This window comes from Lentibacillus persicus (genome assembly GCF_900112705.1).
GTDB lineage: Bacteria > Bacillota > Bacilli > Bacillales > Amphibacillaceae > Lentibacillus > Lentibacillus persicus.
Window position 1 is genome coordinate 270,679 of sequence record NZ_FOMR01000001.1, and the last position, 26,589, is coordinate 297,267.

The following is a 26,589-nucleotide window of genomic DNA, read 5'->3' on the forward strand; positions in this document are numbered from 1 at the left end:
GCATCCGTAAATCAACGAATACTGTCCGGTCACGATACTATTTTTCCTGATACGCAAAATATGCTGAAATAAGCGTTTTAGCGGCGACGGGCATGGCGCGTTCTTCGATATTAAATTTTGGATGGTGATGCGGATAAGGATGGTCCTCGGTCTTAGCACCGGTAAAGAAATAAGCGCCGGGTTTTTCCATTGTATAGTAGGCAAAATCTTCGCCGGCCATAACAGGGGCGACATCATTTGCAGTATCGATCTCCTCAACGTTGCTGCTCGCCTCCATGACCAGTTCTGCCTCTTCTGCATGGTTTTTTAACGGTGGATAGCCTTTGATGTAATCGAATGTGTACGAAGCGTCATTTCCGACGCATGTGCCGTTAATAATCTTCTCCATTTCGTCAATAACCTTTTCTTGGACGTCTTCGTTTAAATATCTGACAGTACCGACCAGTCTGGCAGAATCGGCCACGACGTTGAATGCTTGACCGCTTTCAAAGATACCAATCGTTAATACGGCGGTCTCGAGCGGATCGAGTCGTCGGCTGGTGATCTCCTGCAGATTGGAAACTAGTTGTGATCCGAGCACGATCGCGTCTTTTGTCTGGTGCGGATAGCCGCCATGGCCGCCTTTTCCCTGAATTTTGATTTCAAAACGATCGGCGCCGGCCATAAACACATCTGTTGAGGTCTGCAATTCCCCGAATGGGACCGTTGCCCACAAGTGAGTTCCGAAAACCGCTTCGACATGATTGAGTTTGCCCGATTCAATCATCGGTTTGGCACCGCCCGGGGCGAATTCTTCTGCGTGCTGGTGGACGAAAACGATTGTGCCCGGCAAGTCATTTTGGAATGCTTTCATAGCTTTCGCAAGTAGTAGCAACGTCGCTGTATGCCCGTCATGGCCGCACGCGTGCATAACGCCATCCACCTGTGATTTATAGGGGAGGTCATTTTCTTCCTGGATTGGCAGCGCGTCAAAGTCTGCCCGCAATGCAATTGTTTTACCTGGTTTATTGCCCTTTAATGTGGCGATGACCCCATTTCCGCCTATATTTGTTTCGTAAGGAATGCCTAATTTTTCGTAGTAATCGGCAATGTATTGCGCAGTCTTTGTTTCCTGAAAAGAGAGTTCCGGATATTGGTGCAGGTAACGACGTACATCAACCATTTCCGGATATAAATTATCGATCGAACGATGTATAGCTTCTAACAACTGAATACCTCCTTTGCTTGAGTATATCATATTGGCAAAATAGTATTGGAATATCATGTCAGGAAACATATAATAGAAATAACAATCTGAGAGACTAACCATCGGGGCGTCTGAATATTGGGAAGGGAGAGGTGTGAATGTACGAACAAAAAACGAAAGAAACGGACAACAGTGTGATTGAATTTATTGAGGGCGTTGATAACGCGAAGAAGCGGGAAGATGCCTACAAATTGCTCGGTGTCTTCACCGAAACCACAGGGTATGACGCAAAAATGTGGGGGCCGAGCATTATCGGATTCGGCAAGTATCATTACAAGTATGCATCCGGCCATGAAGGAGATGCCCCGCTCGTTGGCTTTTCACCACGTAAGGCTAAAATTAGTTTGTATTTTGCAACGGGTGATACGCAAAGGGAAAAATTATTAGAGGATTTTGGAAAGCATACAACAGGAAAAGCGTGTGTGTACATTAATAAAGTGGCCGATATCGATATCGAGGTGTTAAAGGCACTGATCACGCAATCGATCACCTTCTTGCGCGAAACTTATCCGGAGCAGTGAATGATGTACATACATTAGACGTCTTTCGTCCAATGAATGGGGAAGGGGCAATTTTTATCAGGCAGGAAAACCGGTTGGATGGTTTTCCTGCCTTTTTGCGTGTCTTTTTATGCTTGGTGTTAAGGCAAGCTCTCGCAAGCAATTCCTTCACCAGTCCGGTCCAATCGGTGCGGATCTTTTTCCGAACCACCAGCCGCTTCATAAAAGTTCTGCGCTTGTTGCTGCGTGTCAAAATCACCGCAATCTTGGTCAGGACCGTTGGGATCGTATTTAAGACTGCTGGATTCGCTTGTTGAGGATTCCGGGTTTGAACCTGCCGTATCCGTTTCATCATCGGCCGATGGGATGAGAGGTTAAGTTAATAGCCTTTGATGAATATTTGCCTAGACTTTTAGTTAGAGAAGATTGTTCTACTTTTATGGCATCTTTTTTCACATGATTATAGGGGAGGTTGTTTAAATAGGATAATGGTACCGGTGATAATATTTATTAATTCGAACCTAGTTAAGGTGTTAATTTTTTATATTTTTTAAAAATTAACTTGATATTTAAAAACGAAATTGATAGAATATTTTTAACGAAGAAAAATTAATTTGCTTTCATGGATGTATGTGAGCGGTTAATGTTTCTTATTTCTTGCTGAACTTTGGAATTTTCAGTTGTGAAAAATTTGCGTTAATGCAGTTTTTTAACCTCTATAGAAAAAGGAGAAAAGATATTTATGTTTAACTTTAGTCCATCGAATGAACAAGAAGAACTCTTAGCCCGAGCAAGAAAAATTATGGAAGAGGATGTGTATCCCGCTGAACAACACATCATTCCTGGGCAAGGTTTGCCTAAGGAATATTTAAAACCGTTACAACAGAAGGTAAAAGATCAAAATTTATGGGCGGCTCACTTACCTGAAGAGGCTGGCGGATTAGGTCTCGGTGCTGTTTTTTTAGGGTTGCTTAATGAAATACTTGGCACCAGTCCGATTGGACCGCGTGTATTTGGCACTGCTGCCCCTGATACAGGAAATATGGAAATTCTCTTAAATGCAGCTACGGCTGAACAAAAAAAATCATACCTCGACCCTTTGATAAATGACGATATAAGATCGTGCTTTGCTTTAACGGAAAAAGAGGTTTCAGGTGCTGATCCAACCGGCATTGAGACGACTGCAGTGAAGGACGGAGATGACTATATTATCAATGGAGAAAAGTGGTTTATAAGTAACGCCGGTTTATCCACTTTTACAATTGTAATGGCTGTAACCAACCCGGAAGCGCCGAGGCATGAACAAGCAAGTATGTTCATTGTTGATATGGATAACCCAGGTCTTGAGCGGGTGCGTGATATCGGCGTAATGGGGGATTACAGTGAAGGCGGGCACTGGGAATTAAAATTTAATAATTGCCGTGTACATAAGCGCAGTATGCTTGGCAATCCTGGAGAAGGTTTTAAACTTGCCCAGAAGCGTCTCGGACCTGGCCGTATTACCCATGCCATGAGATGGCTTGGTGTCATGAACCGCAGTTTTGATTTAATGGTCAATTATGCCTTGAAGCGAAAAACACGAGGCACGCCGCTATCTGAGTTTCAATCAATTCAAAACTTCGTCGCTGATTCCGCAGCTGAAATTCAATCTGCAAGACTGTTAACCTTACATGCTGCTTGGAAAATGGACCAAGGCGAGGATGCACGGAAAGAAATTTCGCTTATTAAATTCCATGGAGCCAAAATCATTAATGATGTCATTAATCGTGCTATACAGGTCCATGGTGCATTGGGTTACTCGAAGGATACACCACTTGAGTCATTCTATCGTGAATCAAGAGCGGCACATATTTACGATGGTCCGGATGAAGTGCACCGTATGGTAGTTGCCAAACGAATTTTCAAAGAATATAAGAAAAAAGCAGAAGCGGTTCAAGTATAAGCAGCGGGGGGTATGATAGTATGAGCAATCTATTGGATTTGTCCGGAAAAGTTATTCTGATTGCCGGTGGGAGCCGCGGTATAGGTGCGCAAATGGCTTGGGATTACGCTGAGCAGGGAGCAAATTTAATTATTTCCAGCAGAAGTCTTGAAGCCTGTGTCAGACTGGGAGAAGACATTACTACTCAATATAATGTGGACGTACTGCCTCTCCGCTGTGATATGGCAAGTCTGGAAGATATTAAAAATATGTATGCACAAACAATGGAGCGATTCGGGAAGATTGATATTATCGTGAACAATGCCGGTGTTAATCGGACCAAACCCGCCATTGAAGTAACCGAGGACGATTTCAATTTCATATTTGATGTGAATATAAAGGGGTTGTTTTTCAGCTGCCAGGAAGCCGCAAAGATTATGATCGATCAAGGTCATGGAAAAATTATTAATATCTCTTCAGTCGGCGGTTTGAAACCATATAAACGGATTGCGCCATATACAGCAAGTAAGGCAGCTGTCATTCATTTAACCAAATCGCTTGCTTCGGAGTGGGCAAGATACGGCGTTATCGTCAATTCAATCGCTCCGGGATTAATCAGTACAGAAATCAATGAAGAAGAATTTGAGAACGAAAAGTGGCTGAATAAGGTGATGAAAACGATCCCGATGCGCAAACTGGGGGATCCAAAGGATATTTCCAACCTTGGGTTATATCTGGCATCAGAGCTTTCCAATTATATTACAGGGCAAACATTCCCGATTGATGGTGGCACGTTAACGGAATAAATACAGTAACGAAAAGGCTGGGCTCTTGGGATTGTTAAGTATCATAAGGAGTCCAGTTTTCTGCTTGAGAAAAATGAATCGAAAGGAGAAAAATTACAATGAAGATGGAAGATGTAGTAGCTGTCGTAACTGGAGGAGCTTCCGGGTTAGGAGAGGCAACCGTTCGAAATATAACTTCTAATGGCGGTAAGGCAGTTATTTTTGATTTACAAGAGGAAGCTGCGTCACAGCTTGTTCAGGAGTTAGGAGAAGAGAAAGTGGGATATGTCCACACTGATGTAACGAGTGAGGAGAGTGTTCAATCCGCTTTAGATCAGACTGTTGTACAATTCGACTATATCAATACAGTGGTTAATTGTGCAGGAATTGGTGCGGGCGCTAAAACATATGGCAGAAAGGGACCGCATAGCTTGAGCGATTTTTCTAAAGTAATTGAGGTTAACCTTATTGGAACATTTAACGTTATTCGACTCGCTGCTGAAAAAATGAGCAATAATACACCTAATGAGCATGAAGAACGGGGCGTAATTGTAAATACGGCATCAGTAGCTGCTTATGACGGGCAGATCGGTCAAGCGGCGTACAGCGCCTCAAAAGGAGGTATTGTTGGCATGACGCTTCCAATTGCCCGGGACCTTTCCACAGCAGGGATTCGTGTGATGACGATTGCACCAGGTCTATTTAAAACACCATTATTTGCGAGTTTACCGGACAAGGCCATTCAATCATTGGAGCAAATGACGCCGTTTCCAAAACGATTGGGAGAGCCGAGTGAATACGGTATACTGGCAAAGAGTATAATCGAAAATCCTATGTTAAATGGAGAAGTCATACGTCTGGACGGCGCAATTCGCATGCAGCCTAAATAAAGAGAAAAGGAGGCTTATGATGAAAAGACCGTTCTTGACAGAAACACACGACATATTTCGAGCCTCATTACGAAAGTTTTTGGAGGATGAAGCTCTCCCTAATTATGAACAATGGGAAAAAGATAAACAGGTGCCACGTACTTTCTGGTTGAAAATGGGTGAAAAAGGTTTTCTCTGTCCCCAAGTGGATGAAAAATACGGCGGATTGGAAGCTGATTTTGGGTTTTCTGTTGTAATTGCTGAAGAGTTTGACAGGATTGGGACCGGATTGGCTTCCGGTGTCAGTCTTCATAATGATATTGTTATACCTTATATTGAAACACTTGGAACAGAAGAACAGAAGAAACAATGGCTTCCCAAAGCAACGTCTGGCGATATGATTTCTGCGATTGCCATGACAGAACCTTTTGCTGGTTCTGATCTTGCAAATATAAAGACAACAGCCGTGAAAGATGCTGGTACTTATATTATTAATGGTGAAAAAACTTTTATAACCAATGGTCATTCTGCAGATCTGGCAATCGTTGTTTGTAAAACAGATGCCCAGGCCTCCCCCCCGCATAAAGGAATCAGTTTACTGGTGGTAGAAGCAGGAATGCCTGGATTCTCTAAAGGAAAAAAACTCTCCAAGGTCGGCCAGCATGCCAATGATACATGCGAACTTATTTTTGAAGATGTCAGGGTCCCAAGTGACTATTTACTGGGTGAAGAGAATAAAGGGTTTTATTATTTAATGCAAAATTTGCAACAAGAAAGATTAATTGTGGCTATTCAAAGTATTGCATCTGTTGAAAAAATACTTGACTTGACACTTGATTACGTCAAGGAACGGAAAGCCTTTGGAAAAAGTATCGGTTCCTTTCAAAATACACAGTTTAAGCTTGCTGAATTAAAAACAGAATTAGAGCTGGGCAGAACGTTTGTTGATCGCTTAATCCAGGAGCATATGAATTCCGAGGATATCGTTAATGAGGTCTCCATGGCAAAGTGGTGGGCGAGTGAGCTGGCAAAAAAAGCTGCAACAGAATGTATGCAGTTTCATGGCGGCTATGGATATATGGAAGAATACGAGATTGCCAGAAGATATCGGGATACTGCAGTTTCCACGATTTATGCAGGGACAAATGAAATAATGAAACGAATTATAGCTAAAAACATGGGGTTATAAATACATCTAGACGGTCAAGTAAGTCCAGCGAGGAGAAAGGATTTGAATAATGGAGGGAAACCTTTATGCGTGAAGCGGTGATTGTTGAAGCGGTAAGAACTCCCGTCGGAAAATATAATGGGGTTTTAAGCGGCATCCGGTCAGAAGAACTCGCTGCTAAGCCTTTAGAAGAAATTGTAAAGCGTGCAGGAATTTCACCCGGGATTATTGAGGATGTCATTTTAGGATGTGTGACACAAGTTTCTGAACAGGCATTTGATATTGCCAGGCAAGCGGCACTTATTGCGGATTATCCAGTTGAGGTTCCCGGAACAACTCTAGACCGCCAGTGCGGTTCCAGTCAGCAGGCAGTACACTTTGCAGCGCAGGCTATTCTCAGCGGGGATATGGATGTTGTTGTAGCGGGCGGCATTGAAAGTATGTCGCGCGTGCCAATGATGTCCAATATGCAGGGAACGAAATTAACGGATGCTCTGACTTCCAAATATGACATTATTAATCAGGGCTTATCGGCGGATTTAATTGCCGATAAATGGGACATTTCCCGTACCGAAATGGATGAATTTTCACTGGAAAGTCATCAAAAAGCCATTAATGCCGAAAATGAAGGCAGGTTTGAAAAAGAAATTATGCCACTGAAGGTTACGCTGCCTGATGGAACAGTCAGCGTTGTGAAGAAAGATGAGGGTCCAAGAAACAATACCAGTCTTGAAAAACTGGGTACGCTGAAGCCGGCTTTTAAAGAAGATGGCAATATTACACCAGGCAATGCCTCACAAATTAGTGATGGGGCAACGGCTCTATTGATTATGTCCCGCGAGAAAGCAGAGGCACTAGACTTAAAACCCAGGTTTAAAATCACTGCACGAACGGTAGTTGGCTCAGATCCAACAATGATGTTAACAGGTCCGATTCCGGCAACTGAAAAAGTATTGGAGAAAGCAAATCTTGAAATCGATGATATAGACATTTTCGAAGTGAACGAAGCATTTGCCTCCGTTCCAATTGCATGGTTAAAAGAAACCGGAGCAAACCCAAAAAAATTGAATCCAAATGGTGGTGCGATTGCATTGGGGCATCCATTGGGCGCCAGTGGCGGTCGCTTAATGATTACGTTAATGCATGAGTTGGAACGCTCCGGAGGGAGATATGGGTTGCAGACAATGTGTGAAGGCCATGGGATGGCGAACGCAACCATTATCGAAAGACTGGATTAGCCATTGCTGAGCAGATTAATAACAGGGAGGCGTATTGTATGCCGTTACACTCGATACGAGTATTGGATTTGACACGGTTATTGCCTGGTCCATACAGCACCATGCTGCTCGCTGATTTTGGAGCAGAGGTTATTAAGGTGGAAGAACCGAACCATGGGGATTATGCCAGGGCCGATGAGCCAAAGTTGGATGAAGATAGTGCGTTTTTCCATTCAATAAACAGAAATAAAAAGAGTGTTTGTTTAGATTTAAAATCTCAAGAAGGAAAAAATCAGTTCTTAAAGCTTGTGAAAACTGCGGATGTGGTAGTGGAATCTTTTCGTCCTGGTGTGATGGAAAGGTTGGGTTTAGATTATGAATCAATAAAGAAAGTAAACCCGGCCATCATTTATTGCGCGATTACGGGGTACGGGCAAACTGGCCCGTACGTTGACATACCAGGCCACGATATTAACTACATTAGTTATGCGGGATTGCTTCATTTAATGGGAGAAAAGAATCGAAAACCGATAGCACCTGCAACGCAAATTGCTGATATAGGAGGTGGTGCGCTTCCTGCGACAGTTGGAATTTTATTAGCGATTATTGAACAGCAGAAAACCGGCAAAGGCCAATTGGTGGACATTTCGATGATGGATGGTGTGATATCTTGGCTGCAGACCATTTTGCCATACTATTTCGCAACGAATAATGAAGAAAAACGTGGCGAATTGGCTTTAAGTGGAGGAAAAGCCAGTTATGGTGTTTACGAAACGAGAGACGGAAAGTATCTGTCAGTAGGTGCGCTGGAAGAAAAATTTTGGAAAAAATTCTGTCAGATAATTGGCCGGGAAGACTTTATTCCATTACTTGAAGCCCCTGTGCATAAACAACATCAGCTTTCATATGAAATTCAAACAATTATTGCTGGAAAGTCTCAAGCAGAGTGGCTTGAACTTTTTTCCGGAATAGATGCGTGTGTTGCCCCTGTTCTTACAATGGAAGAAATGGTTAAGGATCCACAAGTTCAGGCAAGGGAAATGATTCAAGATATTGATCATCCGACGCTGGGGATTAGTAAACAAATAGGTATTCCTATTAAACTATCTGAAACTCCCGGTGCTATCCGATCACATGCTCCAAAGCTGGGAGAGCACAACGATGAAATTCTAGAGAAATTGAAAAATAGAAGTTAGATTTGATGACGTTATATATTTTTCGAGTTGCTGAACTTTGAGCAGAATGAAATATATTACATTCAAGGAGAGGGCGGGTTCACATTCATGGAGTGGACCTGTACCCGAACCTTTCTCACCATTCCTTTGATTATAGGGGTTGAATATTCCTTTAAAAATACATATCTTCATCCGATAAGTACTGGTTGTTAATTTTTAAACTCCTGCCACTTGTCTCTTCCAATGCTACTTTTCCGTCTTTGAACTCCGCTTCTAAAAGAATGCATGGGATGGCTTTCTCAACAGGTTTTCCTTCATTTTCTTTTCTGTTAAAGCTTTTAAAGCATTTAACGAGGTGGTCTCTTCCAATTGTTCTATCTCCAAGCTTGTCGTTTTCCGAATCCTTTCTGTTATTCGATCTTAATGTGTTTCGATTGTTAAAACAAGACCCTGTTAAGAATGATGGATATCATTAAACTTAATATAAACTTTTTCTGTATGAAAGGTAGCTATATTGATAACCTGCTCGGCCATATATTGTTTTGAATGCTGAAAGTCGTTTTTAATCCATTCCAGGATTAGCCCTATTATTCCGTAGACTCGATAGTTATAAAAAAGTTTCATGTCTAGTTCCGAATGATCTGTGACAAAATCAATATCCTTTTTGAAGTGAGTTTTCAATGTTTCAACCATTTTATCGAGGAAGTTAATGTTCACGTTAGGGCTCAGCATAATCTTGTACAATTCCTTGTTCTTAAGAAAATGATCAAAAAGTGCGGTGGTAGAAAGTTCAACAATACTTACTTCTTTTTCTAAATTCTTGTAAGGCTTTCGAAAAGAATTGCCCATATCCTGAAGCACTTCATTTATCATTTCATTTAATAAATTTTCTTTTTGTTCAAAGTGAATATAAAACGTGCCACGATTATAGTCAGCTTCTTTCACAATTTCAGTAATCGTGATATCTTCAAATTTTTTTTCTTTCAAAAGTGTGAGGAGTGCCATCTTAAAAGCTTTTTGGGTTCTGAAAACCCTTTTATCAACGGATCTTTTCATAGTAAAAACCTCTTTTATAAAAAATTTTATAATTAATGAACAAATGAAGATGAACTGTCTAATAATAAACACTTTCAAATGATTTAATTATTGAACAAGATTTTAATATAGATTAAAATTTCAGTATAATAACATTTTAACGACAATTTAATATTTTGCAAATATAAAAAGGAGGAGTTTCCATGTCAACTTTAGTTGCCTTAAATCCAACGGCACAGGAGTTTGTATCGAAGCCCTTAAAGATGTTCATCGGAGGTAAGTGGGTGGATGCGTTATCAGGGAGAACAACAGAAATTAGAAACCCTGCCGATGGAACACTTATCACAACTGCCGCTGAAGCGGAAAAGGAAGATGTCAATTTCGCAGTTATCCAGGCGCGAAAAGCGTTTGAAGAAGGATCATGGGCAAGAATGAAGCCAAATGAACGTGCAAAGCTTATGCTAAAGGTTGCTGACTTGATTGAAGAACATAGTGAGGAATTAGCCCATTTGGATACACTTGATTATGGTCAGCCACTATCAACCACATTAAATTTTCCGGTTGCTGCTGCTGATAATTTCAGATATTACGCAGGATGGGCAACAAAAATCACCGGAGAGACACACACTTCATCTGTTCCAGGAGAGATATTTAATTATACAAGAAGAGAACCGCTGGGAGTTTGTGCAGGGATTGTTCCTTGGAATGCACCATTAATGAACGCAGTGATGAAAATTACTGCCCCGCTTGCAGTAGGAAACACGGTAGTCATCAAGCCATCTGAAGAAACACCTATCAGCTTGTTGCGTTTAGGGGAGCTTATCCAGGAAGCGGGAATTCCGGATGGCGTTGTGAACATTGTTACCGGTCATGGGGCCACTGCTGGGGACGCCCTGGCATCCCACGCTGACGTTGATAAAATTGCGTTTACCGGTTCAACCGCTGTTGGCAGAAAAATCATCCAAAACAGTGCAGTAAATATTAAAAAAGTAACGCTTGAATTAGGTGGAAAGTCCGCACATGTTATTTTTTCGGATGCAGATTATGAAACTGCTCTGCAAAGTGCATCAAATGCTATTTTCTGGAACTCCGGTCAAGTGTGTTTTGCCGGTTCAAGATTATTTGTTGAAAAAGGAATCTATGACAGATTTCTTAGCGACTTAGCGGAATACTCCAAGAATTATAGGATTGGAAATGGTTTTGATGAGTCTTCAGTCATTGGCCCGCTTATTTCAGCTAAGCAGAAAAAGCGCGTTCTGGATTATATGGATATTGGGCAAAAAGAAGGCGCAGAAATGCTTATTGGTGGGGAAGCAATAGAAGGAGAATTAGACAAAGGTCATTTTGTTAAACCGACCGTAATGGCAAATGTAAACAATGATATGACCATTGCCAAAGAGGAAATATTTGGTCCTGTTGTTTCGGCAATACCTTTTGATGGGGAAGATGAAATGATCAACCTTGCCAATCAAACCGACTATGGTTTAGGAGGGGGTATTTGTACGACCAATCTCAAGAAGGCACATAAAGTAGCCAATGCGTTGAACACGGGTAATATCTGGGTCAATACGTACAACATTACAGAGCCTAATTCCCCGTTCGGCGGATACAAACAAAGTGGAATAGGAAGAGAAAATGGTGCCGCTTCGATTGATTCTTATACGGAAGTTAAGAATGTATGGATAGATCTTAATTAAAATATGAAAAGTAAAAGTAAAGCATCCAGACTCTTAGATATACGCCATTTCTAAGAGTCTACTATATTTTGTCATTTACAGGTGGTGGACTTATGTATAACGGGTTAAATACTTTTGGTACCATTGTTGAACATCGTGCCAAGTTAAAATCTGATGAACGCTTTATCCGATTTGAAAATACGCATTTAACCTATCGTGAATTCAATGAGGGTGGCAATCAAGTTGCAAACTTCTCACAGCAACTGGGCCTGGAAAAAAGTGATACATGTGCGGTTATGCTTCCCAATGGACCGGAATTTATGGTTACCTGGCTAGGACTGGCAAAGCTTGGTGTTATTGAAGTGCCGATCAATACCGCATACAAAGGTGATTTGCTTTCCTATATTCTTAATAAATCGGAGTGCAAGGCAATTGTCATATCGGCACAATGGGTGGACCGGCTTATGGATATTGAAAAAGACTTGCACTATCTTCAACAGATCATTGTAGTTGGAGAAAAGGATCAAACAACCTCAAATAAATTCCATTGGCATTCATTTGAAAACTTGCTGGAAAATGCGAGCAATAAGCCAGTTGATGTCCAGATTCAACCGTCTACCCCGGCTGTTATACTTTTTACGTCCGGTACCACGGGTCCGTCCAAGGGTGTTGTGTTACCTCACAGCGCTAATTTCAGTGTAGCAAAAACGGCTTGCAACCTGATGAATTATGTGGAAGAGGACCGACTTTATACTGTTTTCCCCTTATTTCACGTGAACGCTTGATACACAACTGTTCTGTTGGCGTTACTTGTAGGATGCGATATTGTCATTCATAACCGCTTCACGGCTTCCGGGTTTTGGGATATTTGTCGCAAGGAGCAGATAACTGCTTTTAACTTTATGGGATCAATGCTAACCATTTTAATGAAACAGAAAGAAAGTCCGCATGATCTTGATAACCCAGTTAAAAAAGCATACGGTGCCCCCACCCCAACTGAAATATACCAAGATTTTCAGAACCGGTTTGGTATTGAAATTTCAGAGGTGTATGGCTCTACGGAATTAGGAACGGTAGCTGCAAATGCTGCAGCAACCTTTCGAAAGGGTGCGTGTGGAAAGATAGTGCCGATTTATGAATGTGACATTCAAGATGATAATGGTTATTCATGTCCAACAGGAGTAAGTGGTGAAATAGTCGTACGGCCGAAAATTCCGGGGATCATGTTTAATGAGTATTACAAAAATCCAGAGGCAACTGTGAAATCCTGGCAAAATTTGTGGTTCCATACAGGCGATACAGGAAAAGTGGACGAGGATGGTTATTTGTACTTTGTTGACCGAAAAAAGGATGTTATCCGCAGAAGAGGAGAAAACATTTCCTCTTATGAGGTGGAGCGGGTTATTAATGATCATTCGCGAGTCTATGAATCAGCTGTTATAGGCGCTCCATCGGAACTGTCGGAAGAAGAGGTATTTGCAATTGTCGTATTAAAGACAGGAGAAAATCTTGGATATGAAGAGCTTCTGGATTTTTGCCAAAGACGCATGGCCCACTTTGCTGTTCCACGTTTTATCAGATTTGTCAGTGAATTACCTCGGACACCATCACAACGAGTGGAAAAATACAAGCTGCGTAAGGAAGGGGTTACGGAAGATACGTGGGATCGTGAATTAGTAGGATATAAAGTACGGCGTTGAGATGAATTTTTAAAATGTAGGGGAGATTATAAATGTATAACGGTATTGAAACATTTGGAGCAATAGCGGAATTTCGTGCCAAAGAATATCAGGAAAAACGTTTTATAAGATTTGAAAAAAAGGATCTCACATATAATCAATTTCACTTTGGCGGAAATAAGGTAGCTAACGCATTTACAAAATTAAACTTAATAAAAGGGGATAAATGTGCTGTTATGCTGCCGAATTGTCCTGAGTTTTTAATAACCTGGTTGGGATTGACGAGAATCGGTGTTGTGGAAGTACCTGTTAATACAGGACTTCGTGGCGATTTATTGGCTCATGTCCTTAACCAGGCGGAATGTAAGGCGATTGTCATAGACGCCGAATGGGTTAATCGGATTCCTGAAATTCATGCTGAACTGGAATTTTTAGAACATGTCATCGTTCTGGGGGAGAGCAAACAACAACCGAATATACTAACCTATTCTTTTCAGCAATTAATTGATAACGCCAGTGATGATAAGGTAAATGTTCCAATTGAACCTTCGGATCGTTCCTTGATTCTTTTTACTTCAGGTACGACCGGTCCTTCCAAGGGGGCAGTTCTCAGTCACCGTGCCAATTTTACGTTATCGAGAACTTGTTGTGATCTTATGGATTATAGCCCTCATGACCGATTATTTACAATGTTCCCTCTATATCATGTGAATGCCAGATATGCAACGATCCTTGCAGCTTTACTGGCTGGCAGTGATGTTGTTATGCATAACCGTTTTTCCGCGTCAAGGTTTTGGGATGTTTGCAGAAGAGAACAAATCACCACATTTAACTATATGGGTTCGCTTCTAACTATTTTAATGAAACAGCCGGAGCGGCCGGATGATAAGGATAATCCTGTACGGCAAATACAGGGTGCACCATGTCCGCCTCAAATTTACGAATCATTCCAGGAAAGGTTTGATATAAAAATAACGGAAGCTTATGGGTCTACTGAGGTAGGGCTGGCAACCGTTAATCGGGCTGAGACTTTCAGAAAAGGATCCTGTGGCAAGGCTGTACCAAATTTTGAAGTTGAAATCCATGATGAAAATGGGGAAACATGTCCACCAAATACAGCAGGGGAGATTGTTGTTCGTCCAAAGGAACCGTCTATCATGTTTTCGGAATACTTTGGAATGCCGGAAGCTACGATTAAATCCTGGAAAAATTTATGGTTTCATACTGGGGACCGTGGACGGATGGATGAGGATGGTTATTTTTACTTTGTGGATCGTCAGAAAGATGTCGTTAGACGCAGGGGGGAAAATATATCTTCTTATGAAGTGGAGCGTACAATCAACAAACATCCGAAAGTTCAGGATACAGCAATTATTGGTGTTCCTTCAGAATTAACAGAGGAAGAGGTTATGGCGGTTGTAAGTGTTCGTGATGGGATGGAACTAACACCTGAAGAATTGCTTGACGCCTGTCAAGATGGTTTGCCACATTTTGCTGTACCTCGGTATGTGCGCTTTGTTAAGGAATTTCCTAGAACACCTTCCCAACGAATTGAAAAATATAAACTTCGCAAACAAGGGGTGACTTCTGATACGTGGGACCGGGATGAGACTGGATATAAAGTGGCTAGATAAAGAATTAGCAAGGGGGAGGTTTGTTTGTGAGTAAAATAAACGTTAACAATACGGTCGATAACAGTAAGTTTAATTCGTTCCATTTACTTTTGGTGTTTTTCGGGTTTTTAATTCTTCTGGCAGATGGTTATGATCTCATGGTCTATGGTGCTGTATTGCCCAGTTTGATTGATGAGTGGTCCATTACTGCCAGTACAGCAGGTTTTATTGGAAGTTTAACACTTGTTGGGGGACTGCTGGGAAATCTGATTTTTGGTATTTTGGGGGATAAAGTTGGCAGAAAGAAAACAATCATTTCCTGTGTTTTTTCTTTCAGTTTCTTTACCGTCTTATGCGGTTTTGCTCTCGGCCCTGTTGATTTTGCTGTTTATCGATTTATCGCAGGTTTGGCATTGGGCGGTGTTATGCCGATCATTGTGTCATTGACTTCAGAGTATGCTCCTAAATCGATTCGCAGTATGCTGGTTGGTGTTGCTTCAACAGGTTTTGCTGTGGGTGGAATTCTGGTTGCTTTGATAGGGTCAAACATTATTACTAACATAGGATGGCAGTGGATGTTTTATACTGGTGGATTTCCACTACTGATCATCCCGTTTCTGATCAAATATTTACCGGACTCATTAGCATTTCACATAAAAAATAAGGAAAACAAAAAGGTTCGCAGCATATTAAAAAAATTAGATCCTTCTCTCCAATTAACTGATGAAGATGTATTTGAAGTTGATTTACCAAAAAAAGGTGTTCCTTTATCAGAACTTTTTAAGGAGAAGCGCACAGTATCAACACTTGGTTTTTGGGTATCCACCTTTATGCTGCTTTTAATGGTGTATGGTCTGGGGACATGGCTTCCGCAGCTCATGGTCGAAGCCGGTTATGCATTGAATTCCAGTTTAACGTTTTTACTTGCCCTTAATTTTGGGGCTATGTTTGGTCAGGTTGGTGGAGGATTGTTAGCTGATTGCAATGGTTCCAAAAAGGTTCTTATTGGAATGTTTATTTTAGGAGCTATTAGTTTGACCTTATTCGGATTACAGTTTGAGGCTATAATGTTATATCTGCTAGCCGGAATTGCCGGATCCTGTACAACAGGTGGACAGGCGGTAAATAACGCATACGCTTCTCGGTTTTATCCGGTTCATGCCAAGTCAACAGGTGTTGGTTGGGCACTGGGGATAGGGCGTTTCGGTGCCATCGTCGGTCCATCGATGGGTGGTTTACTATTAGCATCCAATATACCAATTTATATGAATTTTATTATGTTTGCAATTCCGGGTCTATTAGGCGCAGTAGCTATATCTTTTGTGCAAGACAAATATAGTGAATTGGCATTAAATAAAAAGATTCGGACTGTCAGTTAACTGAGAATTTAAGTGATAATCATTGAATTCATACTATCTTTATTTTTTGGGAGAAAGAAGGGAGTTATTTGGAATCTTTAAGAGGAAAAGTTGCAATTGTTGGGGCAGCTGATTCAGAAGTTGGGGTTGTGCCACATATGTCAGCTACACAACTTACGGTGGATGCAGCACTAAAAGCAATGGAGGATGCGGGGGTCTCCAAAGATGAAGTAAATGGATTAATTACTTGTGATTCGTTTTCTGAACAACACTTATACCACTCTGAATTCATTGCAGAGTACCTTCAAATAGATCCTAAATATTGTATAAGTGTTGGAACGAGTGGCGGAACAACCTTTTCACTTATACATCATGCTGCGTCGGCGATTGTTACAGGTGTCTGTGACACGGTGCTGATTACAATGGGGGACAGCCTTCGAAGTGGACTCAGTAAAGAGCAGGCAATGAATGCACAGGCTTCCACTGGTCATTCACAATTTGAAGCACCTTATGGTCCATCAGTTCCTTCATTATATGCATTAATTGCAAGGGCCCACATGGCTGAGTTTGGCACAACATCAGAACAACTTGCTCATATATCTGTTGCTGCTAGAAAACATGCAAATTTAAATCCTGCTGCACAAATGCGTGATTTAATAACAGTAGAAGATGTAGTGAATTCCCGAATGATAGCCGATCCGCTCCATCTATATGATTGTTCACAAATATCAGATGGAGGTTCAGCAGTTATATTAACCTCTGCTGAAAAAGCGAAGAACTATTCAAAACAACCAATCTATTTACTCGGTGTAGGAGAGGGGCACCATCACGAACATATTAGCCAGGCAAAAAGTTTAACGGCCTCAGCGGCTGCAGACTCTGGAAGACGTGCTTATGAAATGGCCGGACTTAGACCTGATGATATGGATTTTGCAGAACTGTATGATTGTTTCACACCCACAGTTTTAATTGAATTAGAGGATTTAGGTTTTTGTGAAAAAGGTGAGGGTGGGGCATTTGTCGAAAGTGGAGCGCTTGAGCTTGGGGGATCTCTCCCGATTAACACACATGGAGGGCTGCTCTCGCACTGTCACCCAGGAAATCCTGGGTCAATGTTTTCACTAACAGAGGCTGTTATGCAATTAACGCACAGTGCAGGAAAAAGACAAGTCCCAGGTGCAGAAGTTGCTCTTGTGCATGGTCAAGGTGGTGTCATGTCCAGCCATACGACACTAATTCTTGGCAGGGAGGTATAGCAATGAAACATGAAGGTAAAAATTTCCCGGGGCCAACAATTGAAACAGAAAGATACTGGCAAGGGTGCAAAGACCATGAACTTCTCATCCAATGGTGTCATCAATGTGGCCACTATCAATTCTATCCGCGCATGATGTGTACAGTTTGCATGAGTAAGGATCTTGATTGGATAAAAGCGTTAGGTAAAGGTAAGGTGAAAACGTATACTATTGTCCATCGGGCTATATCAAAAGCCTATGCAAAAGAAGCTCCCTATACAGTTGCTATTATTGAGTTAAGTGAAGGGCCCACCATGATGAGTAATATCATCGGGTGTCAGCCTGAAGATGTGAAGGTAGGCCAGGAAGTCAAAGTAACTTTTGAGGATTGGTCAGAAAAGATTACAGTTCCTAAATTTGTACCAGTCGATAATAAACGCAATTGAATTGTGTCTATTAAAATAATATATTTAAAAATTATTAGGAGGTATATCTATGAAAGCATTAGTATTAACAGAGTTGGACAAAAAGATGGAAGTAAAGGACGTACCGGAGCCAACTTTGACAGATGATGGGGTAATTATCCGAATCAAAGCAAACGGGATATGCCGAAGTGATTATCACTTTATGAAAGGTGACCTGGATTGGGTTGGAATGAATCTGCAGCTGCCGCATGTATTGGGACATGAGTTCTCTGGCATAGTAGAACAAGTGGGAAGCAATGTCACCAAATTTAATAAAGGGGATCGAGTGGTTGTTCCCCATGCACACGGAGAAGGTTCATGTGAGTATTGTATGACAGGTCATTCCAATATTTGTGATCATGGCAGTGTTGCCGGTGTTTCCTATTGGGGTGGCTATGGTGAATATGTTCAGGTTCCGGATGCAGATCGAAATGTTGTTATTTTACCGGACTCAATTTCCTTTGAAGCTGGAGCTGCACTTGGGTGTCGCTTTATGACAGCGTTTCATGGTTTAGTTGACCAGGCCAAGGTAAAACCAGGCGAGTGGGTTGCAGTCCATGGAAATGGTGGTCTTGGTTTATGTGTTTCACATGTTGCCAGTGCCATTGGTGCCAGAGTTATTGCTGTTGATATTAATGATGCACCACTGAATATGGCAAAAGAGTATGGAGCAGAATTTACGATTAATGGTAGTGAAGAGGATGCCGTTCAGAAAATAGCTGAAATCACAAATGGAGGTGCTCATGTTTCAGTAGATGCCCTTGGAATAGCCGCTACTTGTCAAAACTCTGTTAACAGCCTTCGCAAAAGAGGAAGACATCTGCAATTAGGCCTTACATCCGCTGATGAGCAGGGGAAAGTTGAAATACCAGTAGATTTAATCGTTGTTAAGGAAATAAAGTTTGTTGGATCATCCAATATGCCAGTTTCAAGATTTCAAGCAATGTTGAATATGATTGAAAGCGGCGTATTACAACCTGAGAAAATGATTTCGAGAAAAGTGCATATAGAAGAAGTTGCAGATATTATTTCGGATATGGAAGAATTTAGAACGCCGGGCTTAAGTGTTGTTAATCAGTGGTAAATTCAAGGTGAATTCGTGAGGGACAGCAAAAATGAAACAAGAGATTATTGTCTAATTTATCACAATAAGCAAGAAGGTATTTAGAAATTTTTAACCAAATGCCGGCTATTCAAACTATGGATCCTAAAGCTGTAAGAGAAATGTTTACCGAAACTCCTCCTTTGGAGGTGGAGCTGGCCCCCCTTGTAAGTGTTGAGGACCGTTTAATTGCTGTTGGTAAAAATGAAAAGGTTAAAATTAGGATTTATACCCCAAAAGGCGAAGGGCCTTTTCCACTTTTTTATACTATCATGGCGGCGGCTGGGTTATAGGAGATATTGAAACATCTGATGCAAGCTGCAGAATGATCGCAAATCGAACAGGCACTATAGTTGTTTCAGTAGATTATCGACTTTCTCCTGAATATAAGTTTCCAACTCCATTGCACGATGCCTATGCGGCTTTAGAATGGATATATGAAAATGCTGCGCCTTTAAATGGCAACGCTTTCAAAATAATTGTAGGCGGAGATAGCGCCGGAGGAAATCTTGCAACTGTGGTCTCTATGATGGCACGTGATCAAAATGGACCACAAGTTTCCAGACAGGTGCTTATCTATCCAGTAGCTGACTTAAGCTATGATACTGCATCATATGAAGAATTTCAACAAGGTTTTGGATTAGATAAAGATCTAATGATTTGGTTTGGTAACCATTATATTAGAGACAAATCGGATCAAAAAAAATATATATGTAGCACCTTTATTAGCCGAAGACTTAAGCAATCTGCCTCAAGCTATCGTCATCACAGCGGAATGTGATGTTTTAAGGGATGAGGGTTTAGCTTACGCAAAACGTTTAAAGGATGCGGTTACCGCGGTTGAAGCGATTTGTGAAGAGGGATTAGTTCATGGCTATTTTACAAATATGGCTGTCTTTTCAGATAGGATTAAAGATACTATTTCTAAAATTGATCAGTTTCTGACTGAATCCGAACAAAGGATTAAAAACGTTTGATTACTAAATTTAGCTTTATTCCAGACAAGCGTTTAATAGAATGATTGTTTCAAACAGCTTCTCTATATGTTTGAAAGAATCAATAAATTACAACAATATTCATCCATGGGAGGAATATTCAAATATGATAAATCAAAAAAGTGCAGTTATTAAATTAGACGCAGTTGTTGTAGGAGCAGGTTTTTCGGGATTGTACATGCTTTATCGGTTACGGGAAGCCGGTTTTAGTACGCGAGTCTTTGAAGCATCTTCGGGTGTAGGGGGGGGTCTGGCATAAAAACCGTTATCCTGGAGCACGTTGTGATAATGAAAGTATAGATTATAACTTTACTTTCTCCGAGGAACTTTTCAAGGAGTGGAATTGGTCTGAAAAATTCTCCAAGCAGTCGGAAATATTAGAGTACCTGAACTACGTGGCTGATAGGTTTGATTTGCGTCGTGATATTCAGCTCAATACTCAAATTATTTCGGCCCATTATCACGAGGAGGATAATAGGTGGATCATTCAAACCAACGAAGACCGTACAATAAGTGCTAAGTACTTTATTACAGGAGTGGGATGCCTTTCAACCGCTAACATTCCTAAGTTCAAAGGTTTAGATCGTTTTCGTGGTGAGTGGTACCACACTGGGAATTGGCCAAAGGAAGAAGTTAACCTCAAGAGGAAACGAGTTGGGGTAATCGGTACTGGGTCCACGGGTATTCAAGTTATCCCTGCTATTGCACCTGAAGTAGACCACCTTACTGTATTCCAAAGAACACCACAATACAGTGTACCATCAGGAAACCACCCATATGATCCGGAATATTTAAAACAAGTGAAAGATAACTTTGAATCGTTTAAGCAAAAAAGACGATACTCCTTTGGTGGATTCCCTAATGATGTGGAAGCGAGATCTTCAGCACTAGATGATACTCCTGAAGAGCGAGAAAAATTGTACGAGTCTGCTTGGCAAAAAGGTGGGGCAAGTAGTTTTTTTCTTGAAACTTACCAAGATTTAACCATCAATCCGGAATCCAATGAAACCGTGTCGGAATTTATCCGCAATAAAATTAGAGGGATTGTCCATGATCCTGAAGTTGCGGAGAAATTATGTCCAACGTATTATTATGGTACGAAACGATCCATTCAGGATACGGGTTATTATGAAACGTTTAATCGAAAAAACGTTAGTTTGGCAGATGTTAAGACAAATCCAATTGTTGAGATAACTCCAGAAGGGATTCGCACAACTGATGGGGAGTATGAGCTGGATATTATTATTTTTGCTACAGGGTATGACGCGATGACAGGGTCGCTATTTAAAATTGATATTCGAGGTAAAGATAGGATATCCCTTCAAGAAAAATGGGAGAATGGTGAACAAACCAAAACATATCTGGGAATTGCAACATCTGGTTTCCCAAATATGTTTATGATTACAGGCCCTGAAAGTCCTTCTGTATTAAGTAATGTTCCGACTTCTATTGAACAACATGTGGAGTGGATATCAGATTGTATTAAATATCTTCGGGAAAAAGACATTGATATCTTTGAGGCAAAACGGGAAGCTGAAGACGAGTGGAGTAAGCATTGCCGGGAAGTTGCCGAAACTACTCTGTTTACGAACACTGATTCTTGGTATACCGGTGCGAATATTCCTGGTAAACCACGAAGGTTCCTTATATATCTTGGTGGGGTTGGACCGTACCGTGAAAAATGTAGCGAAGTTGCATCGCAAGGATATGAAGGATTTTCTTTACAATCCACCTTAAAGAAGACCTGAAAAGGGTTAAGTGTTGCTTTAAAAGCTTTAAGGTCTATTGAAGATATGGACTCTCGGTAAGAAAATATTTTGTCTACAGGGTCTAACAATGGTTAAATCAAATAGTTCGGTATGCATTAAAAAGGCTGCTAAGAGGATGTCTCCTAACAGCCTTTTTTTCCTTTAATTTATACAGTTGCAGAGAACTGTTCTTTAAATGTGCTCTTAATTTGTTCGAGTGCTGTGTGGGCATCATCCATAATTGCCGGCATCCAGAAGAAGCCATGGATTTGTCCGTCAAATCGGGTATGCTGAACTGGTACACCGGATTCTCTCAAATATTGTACGTATGCTTCACCTTCATCACGCAACACATCTTTTTCCGCTGTGAATACAAGTGCGGGAGGAAGTCCCGAGACATCTTTAGCTTGTAATGGTGCAGCGTAAGGGTTTTTCTTGTCGGCTTCATTGTTTAAGTATTGATCATTAAACCAATACATTGCTTCTGTTTCTAAGTAGTTGCCCTTACCGTTCTCTAAGTATGATCCTGTTGTAGTGTCAAAATCTGTTACAGGGTATAGCAGGATTTGCAATGCGATGTCAGGCCCGCCACGGTCTTTGGCCATTAGAGGGATAACAGCTGCCAAATTACCGCCGGCACTATCACCACCCACGGCGATACGCTTCGGATCACCGTCATATTTCTGAATGTTGTCCGAAACCCACTTTGTAGCTGTATAACAATCTTCCACAGGAATTGGGAATTTGTACTCTGGAGATAGTCTGTAATCGACAGAAACAACTATTGAACTGGTTTCATTTGCTACCCAGCGCATAATTGGATCGATAACTTCCAAGTCGCCCAGTGCCCAACCACCACCGTGATAAAACACGAACACAGGAAAAGGGCCATTGCCTTCAGGTGTGTATAGTCGTAAACCTATTTTGTCACCATCATGTGACGGGATATTAATGTTTTCTACTTTTTTAACTTCCTGGGGTTCGCCAACCAAATCCATGTATAGGGCAGCCAGTCCTTCACGATTCTCTTCAACTGTCATTTCCTGGATAGGTTTTCCCTCAGCAGAATTAATTTGGTCAAGTAAATTCTTAACTGCTGTTTGATAGGTCATTCTATTTCCTCCCTTTAGAATCATTTAATCATTCTGAAAACTATTATATAACTATATACCTACAAATGCAATACAAAATTTAAAAAATATATAATATTTTAAAATTAAAACGTTGATTCAATATTTTAATACTGGTATAATATTTTAAACTGATGCAATAAATAAATTGTTAATAAGAGGTGGTGTTTAAAATGAATTACCAGTTTCTTCCGGTGGAGTATGTTCAATACGGAGAGGATATTGTACAAGAAGAATTGTTAAAACAAATTATCATGCGGAGTGCTAAACGGGTGTTAATCGTCACAACCAAAAGTATTTTGGGAAATGAAGCATATAACGGTATGTTAGAAAAAATACATGCCAGCCAAATTGAAACTTTAATCACACTTTCTAAGCAGCATGTTCCCGGTGACTTATTGATGAAGGATCTAAAAGAAATAAAATCCTTTAATCCTGATTTGATTATTAGTTGTGGTGGCGGCAGTCCTATTGATGCTGCCAAAATTCTATCGTTTGTATTAGCAGAAGATATACAAGCGGAAGATGAATTATATGCTTATTCAGAAAATAAACAGGAAAAGAAAATCGCCATGAGAAACTATATTCCAAATTTCGCGATACCAACAACCCTTTCAGCAGCAGAATTCACGGGCATTGCCGGTGTAACAAATGGAGAGGATCAGGTAAAATATAAGTTTTCTCACTTAAATATGACACCAAAACAAGTATTCCTGGACCCCGTATTTACAAGAGATACGCCGGAGTGGCTTTGGATATCAACCGGAATTCGTGCAGTTGATCATGCAGTAGAGACGCTTTACTCTCCCTCTCCGAACCCTGTTAATACGAGTCTCGCATTACAGGCATTAAAAAAGCTGCATCAAAATTTACTGTTGTCAAAGAGACACCCTGAAAATCTGGCATACCGTCTGGAATGTCAATTAGGTGCCTGGCTGTCATTATTTTCTGTCGTTAATATTAAGCTAGGACTATCTCATAGCATTGGCCATCAGTTGGGAACGTTATATGATATCCCGCATGGCATGACATCCGCTATTATGCTGCCGTTTGTGATGGAATTCCTCCTGCCCCGGACCTATCATGAACAAGCTCAAATTTCAGAGGAACTGGGCTTTGCCAGTCCGGGTAATAGCGTAACTGAAAATGCTAAAAAAGCACCGGGGCTGATTGCTGATTTAATTGAGAGTCTGGATATTCCGAATCGATTGCGTGACTTCGACGTAAAAAAAGAATCAATTCCGGAATTAATTGAAAATATATTGGTTGATATTTATGCAGAGAGAAATGATTTTGTAATGGAAACAGAAAGTTTGGAAGAAGAGATCACCAGGCTTATTTATAAGGTCTGGTAGTTTGTTATGAAAAGATCTTTTTTCACTGTAATTTAAAAAATACTTAAAAATTAAAAAAATACTTTACATTTAAATTTTGTATATGTATAATGATTTTAAATCAACTATAGATACTTGGAAAACACAAAATATTACCTTTTGTTTGTAAGCGTTAACATAAAGGAGGTCGTTACATAAGTTCATCGATCTAAAAGAAATGAAATAAGGAGGTGTAGAATGTGCTCAGGATAAAAAATGTGTATTACGGAGTTTCGAATATGGAAGAAACAAAGGATTTTTACCAGGATGTACTTGGACTTTCTTTACAATTCGCAGACAGAGATCAATGGGCACAATTTAAGGTGAACGGATTGACATTTGCACTCGGGGGACCAAAGGAAGTCCCAGAGGAGTTAAAAGGTGGAGCGGTTGTTACATTTGAGGTAGAGAATCTGAACAAGTCAATAAAGGAACTGCAGAACAAAGGGGTTAATATCAGTAGAGTGCGTGATATGGGGAGTCATGGAAGTACGTGTTATTTCCGCGATCCCTCCAATAACCTTGTACAGTTATATCAAAGCAGTAAGTGACTGGGTAATCTTTAAAGAGGATGGTCGGGAATGTTTTGGGATTTAATAATTCTGATTAGAAAGGGGAAATAATCAAAATGGTTAAGCTGGAAAATGACGTTTTAGATCCCCGCGCTTTTCGTAATGTCGTTGGCAATTTTAGTACAGGTGTAACCGTTATTACAACAAAGAATGAGGTAGGAAATCCAATAGGGTTCACTGCAAATTCATTTACTTCCTTATCATTAGATCCGAAACTTGTATTATTTAATATCGATAAAAACTCGAGTAACTATGATGTATTCATGAATACAAACTACTTTGCTATCAATGTTCTTGCAAGTGATCAGACTGGTATATCCAAACAATTTTCTACACGTGGTATCGACAGATTTGAGGGAGTGGCATATTTTGAGGACACATCTGGCAGTCCAATATTACCCGAGACAATAGCTTATTTAGACTGCAAAGTAAGCACCCACTATGAAGGCGGTGATCATATCATCGTAATCGGAGAAGTCTTATCGGGAGAAGCGAATCCTAATAAGGAACCGTTAATATTTTTTAAAGGTAAATATTTAAATGCTTAACCTAACATAGAGAAGATTCCGAGAAGAAACAGATTAGTTCTGCTATAAAATTAAATGAAAAATTTAAAAGGAAAGGGAGATTTAATAATGGAATTTGGAATGTTTTATGTACTTGAATCCCCAGACGGAGACTTTAAAAGAGCGTACGATGAAATGCTAGGTCAAATTGAATACGCTGAAGAATTAGGGTTTGACTCAGTATGGCTTGCCGAACATCATTCTACTGCTTACGGTTCCATGGCCAACCCGGCAGTTGCAATGGCAGCTATTGCTGAACGTACGAAAAAGATGAAAATAGGAACTCTTATTTCTGTGCTGCCGTTGAATAATCCGATACGTATTGCTGAAGATTATGCGATGGCGGATATCATTAGCGGGGGCCGTTTGCAATTTGGGGTTGGCAGGGGTTATCAGCCAACCGAATTTAAGCAGTTAGGTGTAAGTATGGAAGACACAAGAGCACGATTTAAAGAAGAATTGGAAATCATAACTGGTCTTTGGAAGCATAAAAACTTTTCATATGACGGTAAATTTTATCAATTAGATAATGTTACGCTTAGACCAAGGCCGATTCAGCCGGAACCACCAATTTACGTAGCGTCTATTAGTCCTGAAACATTTGAAATTGTTGCTGATATGGGCTTGAATATAACTGCAACCCCAACATTGGGAACATTGGAAGATGTGAAAGGTCAATTAAAAGATGCAAGAGCAGCATTAATTGAAAAAGGAATGAAACCGGAGAATATTGACTTCCCTGTAAACTTGCAAATGCATGTTGCTGATAATGCAGAAGTTGCGTATGAAAGAACAAAAGATTACTTTAATTGGTATTTTAAAGAGGTCGGAGCGTTAGTGCCAGGGGCTGATGGAAAAGCACCTAAATCTTATGAATCATGGGATGCAGTAGCTGAGAATTTGTCGAGCATTACTTTTGACCAAATGCGTGAAGGGGGAGTCATTCACGTTGATGGTCCACAGAAATTAATTGAAGAAATTGAAGGGATGCAAGAAGCATTTGGTTTAAAACAACTTAGTTGTTGGCACCGTGTGGGCGGCATGTCAGATAAGTTAGTTCGTGAATCTATGGAAAGAATGGCTAAAGACGTTATTCCATACTTCAAGAAAAAAGAAGCAAAACAAAAAGCTTGAAATTAAATTTCAAATTTGAAGGGTGGAT

General features: G+C 40.6%; 26 protein-coding genes and 1 pseudogene. 24 read left to right on the plus strand and 3 right to left on the minus strand.

Translation table 11 applies throughout. The annotated features are described in order from the left end of the window. Window positions 1-37: 37 nt before the first annotated feature. Complete coding sequence (locus BMZ22_RS01415; RefSeq protein WP_090080286.1) at window positions 38-1,207, minus strand: amidohydrolase; 1,170 nt, start codon at window positions 1,205-1,207, stop codon at window positions 38-40. Window positions 1,208-1,344: 137 nt separating this feature from the next. Between BMZ22_RS01415 and BMZ22_RS01420 the strand changes: the two genes are divergently transcribed. The 7 genes from BMZ22_RS01420 to BMZ22_RS01455 all read left to right on the plus strand — a co-directional run bounded on the left by BMZ22_RS01420 (window position 1,345) and on the right by BMZ22_RS01455 (window position 8,902). Further along, window positions 1,345-1,767, plus strand: a complete 423-nt coding sequence (locus tag BMZ22_RS01420; RefSeq protein WP_090080287.1) for a DUF1801 domain-containing protein — start codon at window positions 1,345-1,347, stop codon at window positions 1,765-1,767. A gap of 721 nt (window positions 1,768-2,488) precedes the next feature. Then, a complete protein-coding gene (locus BMZ22_RS01430; RefSeq protein ID WP_090080289.1) occupies window positions 2,489-3,688 on the plus strand; it encodes an acyl-CoA dehydrogenase family protein in 1,200 nt (399 codons plus the stop codon). 20 nt (window positions 3,689-3,708) lie between these two features. Beyond that, entirely contained in the window at window positions 3,709-4,473 is a 765-nt protein-coding gene (locus tag BMZ22_RS01435) for an SDR family NAD(P)-dependent oxidoreductase (protein ID WP_090080293.1), read from the plus strand. A gap of 98 nt (window positions 4,474-4,571) precedes the next feature. Then, window positions 4,572-5,342 (plus strand): 3-hydroxyacyl-CoA dehydrogenase, encoded by a 771-nt coding sequence (locus tag BMZ22_RS01440; protein WP_090080295.1) that lies wholly within the window; start codon window positions 4,572-4,574, stop codon window positions 5,340-5,342. Between the two features lie 19 nt (window positions 5,343-5,361). Continuing rightward, window positions 5,362-6,510: an acyl-CoA dehydrogenase family protein gene (locus BMZ22_RS01445; RefSeq protein WP_090080298.1), complete on the plus strand. Its 1,149-nt coding sequence runs from the start codon at window positions 5,362-5,364 to the stop codon at window positions 6,508-6,510. Between the two features lie 65 nt (window positions 6,511-6,575). Further along, a complete protein-coding gene (locus BMZ22_RS01450; RefSeq protein WP_090080302.1) occupies window positions 6,576-7,727 on the plus strand; it encodes a thiolase family protein in 1,152 nt (383 codons plus the stop codon). A 38-nt stretch (window positions 7,728-7,765) separates the two neighbouring features. Beyond that, a complete protein-coding gene (locus BMZ22_RS01455) occupies window positions 7,766-8,902 on the plus strand; it encodes a CaiB/BaiF CoA transferase family protein (RefSeq protein ID WP_090080303.1) in 1,137 nt (378 codons plus the stop codon). Between the two features lie 432 nt (window positions 8,903-9,334). On the opposite strand, the gene BMZ22_RS01460 is transcribed toward BMZ22_RS01455, so the two are convergent. Then, window positions 9,335-9,937 (minus strand): TetR/AcrR family transcriptional regulator, encoded by a 603-nt coding sequence (locus tag BMZ22_RS01460; protein WP_090080304.1) that lies wholly within the window; start codon window positions 9,935-9,937, stop codon window positions 9,335-9,337. A 182-nt stretch (window positions 9,938-10,119) separates the two neighbouring features. On the opposite strand from BMZ22_RS01460, the gene BMZ22_RS01465 reads away from it, so the two are divergent. The 13 genes and pseudogenes from BMZ22_RS01465 (at window position 10,120) to BMZ22_RS01510 (ending at window position 21,786) form a co-directional block, all read left to right on the plus strand. Beyond that, entirely contained in the window at window positions 10,120-11,613 is a 1,494-nt protein-coding gene (locus BMZ22_RS01465) for an aldehyde dehydrogenase family protein (RefSeq protein ID WP_090080305.1), read from the plus strand. Between the two features lie 92 nt (window positions 11,614-11,705). Then, window positions 11,706-12,791, plus strand: a pseudogene (locus tag BMZ22_RS17205) (AMP-binding protein); the annotation flags it as partial. A 24-nt stretch (window positions 12,792-12,815) separates the two neighbouring features. Next, window positions 12,816-13,292, plus strand: coding sequence for an AMP-binding enzyme (locus tag BMZ22_RS17420; protein WP_342709734.1), 477 nt, complete (start codon window positions 12,816-12,818; stop codon window positions 13,290-13,292). A 32-nt stretch (window positions 13,293-13,324) separates the two neighbouring features. Continuing rightward, window positions 13,325-14,905, plus strand: a complete 1,581-nt coding sequence (locus tag BMZ22_RS01480; protein WP_090080317.1) for an ATP-dependent acyl-CoA ligase — start codon at window positions 13,325-13,327, stop codon at window positions 14,903-14,905. A 26-nt stretch (window positions 14,906-14,931) separates the two neighbouring features. Further along, entirely contained in the window at window positions 14,932-16,263 is a 1,332-nt protein-coding gene (locus tag BMZ22_RS01485; RefSeq protein ID WP_090080319.1) for an MFS transporter, read from the plus strand. A gap of 68 nt (window positions 16,264-16,331) precedes the next feature. Next, window positions 16,332-17,498: a thiolase C-terminal domain-containing protein gene (locus BMZ22_RS01490; protein ID WP_143069947.1), complete on the plus strand. Its 1,167-nt coding sequence runs from the start codon at window positions 16,332-16,334 to the stop codon at window positions 17,496-17,498. A gap of 2 nt (window positions 17,499-17,500) precedes the next feature. Further along, a complete protein-coding gene (locus BMZ22_RS01495) occupies window positions 17,501-17,923 on the plus strand; it encodes a Zn-ribbon domain-containing OB-fold protein (protein ID WP_090080323.1) in 423 nt (140 codons plus the stop codon). A 49-nt stretch (window positions 17,924-17,972) separates the two neighbouring features. Continuing rightward, window positions 17,973-19,025, plus strand: a complete 1,053-nt coding sequence (locus tag BMZ22_RS01500; protein ID WP_090080325.1) for an alcohol dehydrogenase catalytic domain-containing protein — start codon at window positions 17,973-17,975, stop codon at window positions 19,023-19,025. Window positions 19,026-19,123: 98 nt separating this feature from the next. Next, on the plus strand, window positions 19,124-19,336 hold the full coding sequence (locus BMZ22_RS17215; RefSeq protein WP_245745119.1) for a hypothetical protein: 213 nt from the start codon (window positions 19,124-19,126) through the stop codon (window positions 19,334-19,336). Further along, the gene (locus tag BMZ22_RS01505; protein ID WP_342709737.1) at window positions 19,333-19,824 is read left to right on the plus strand and encodes an alpha/beta hydrolase; all 492 of its coding nucleotides are present in this window, start codon (window positions 19,333-19,335) and stop codon (window positions 19,822-19,824) included. Before BMZ22_RS17215 ends, BMZ22_RS01505 begins: the two co-directional genes overlap by 4 nt. Beyond that, entirely contained in the window at window positions 19,709-20,020 is a 312-nt protein-coding gene (locus tag BMZ22_RS17335; protein ID WP_281242060.1) for an alpha/beta hydrolase fold domain-containing protein, read from the plus strand. Before BMZ22_RS01505 ends, BMZ22_RS17335 begins: the two co-directional genes overlap by 116 nt. Before the next feature lie 70 nt (window positions 20,021-20,090). Then, a complete protein-coding gene (locus BMZ22_RS17220) occupies window positions 20,091-20,297 on the plus strand; it encodes an NAD(P)-binding protein (protein WP_245745120.1) in 207 nt (68 codons plus the stop codon). Between the two features lie 37 nt (window positions 20,298-20,334). Then, window positions 20,335-21,786: a flavin-containing monooxygenase gene (locus BMZ22_RS01510; protein ID WP_245745154.1), complete on the plus strand. Its 1,452-nt coding sequence runs from the start codon at window positions 20,335-20,337 to the stop codon at window positions 21,784-21,786. 167 nt (window positions 21,787-21,953) lie between these two features. Here the strand turns inward: BMZ22_RS01510 and BMZ22_RS01515 are convergent, their stop codons facing one another. Continuing rightward, the gene (locus BMZ22_RS01515; protein WP_177183322.1) at window positions 21,954-22,898 is read right to left on the minus strand and encodes an alpha/beta hydrolase; all 945 of its coding nucleotides are present in this window, start codon (window positions 22,896-22,898) and stop codon (window positions 21,954-21,956) included. A 191-nt stretch (window positions 22,899-23,089) separates the two neighbouring features. Here BMZ22_RS01515 and BMZ22_RS01520 point away from each other — a divergent pair, with 191 nt between their 5' ends. From BMZ22_RS01520 to BMZ22_RS01535, 4 genes are all read left to right on the plus strand, one after another. Next, the gene (locus BMZ22_RS01520) at window positions 23,090-24,271 is read left to right on the plus strand and encodes an iron-containing alcohol dehydrogenase (protein WP_090080329.1); all 1,182 of its coding nucleotides are present in this window, start codon (window positions 23,090-23,092) and stop codon (window positions 24,269-24,271) included. A 236-nt stretch (window positions 24,272-24,507) separates the two neighbouring features. Further along, the gene (locus BMZ22_RS01525) at window positions 24,508-24,840 is read left to right on the plus strand and encodes a VOC family protein (RefSeq protein ID WP_281242066.1); all 333 of its coding nucleotides are present in this window, start codon (window positions 24,508-24,510) and stop codon (window positions 24,838-24,840) included. A 77-nt stretch (window positions 24,841-24,917) separates the two neighbouring features. After that, on the plus strand, window positions 24,918-25,409 hold the full coding sequence (locus tag BMZ22_RS01530; protein WP_090080333.1) for a flavin reductase family protein: 492 nt from the start codon (window positions 24,918-24,920) through the stop codon (window positions 25,407-25,409). 54 nt (window positions 25,410-25,463) lie between these two features. After that, window positions 25,464-26,561 (plus strand): LLM class flavin-dependent oxidoreductase, encoded by a 1,098-nt coding sequence (locus tag BMZ22_RS01535; protein WP_090080335.1) that lies wholly within the window; start codon window positions 25,464-25,466, stop codon window positions 26,559-26,561. The last annotated feature ends 28 nt before the right edge of the window (window positions 26,562-26,589 follow it).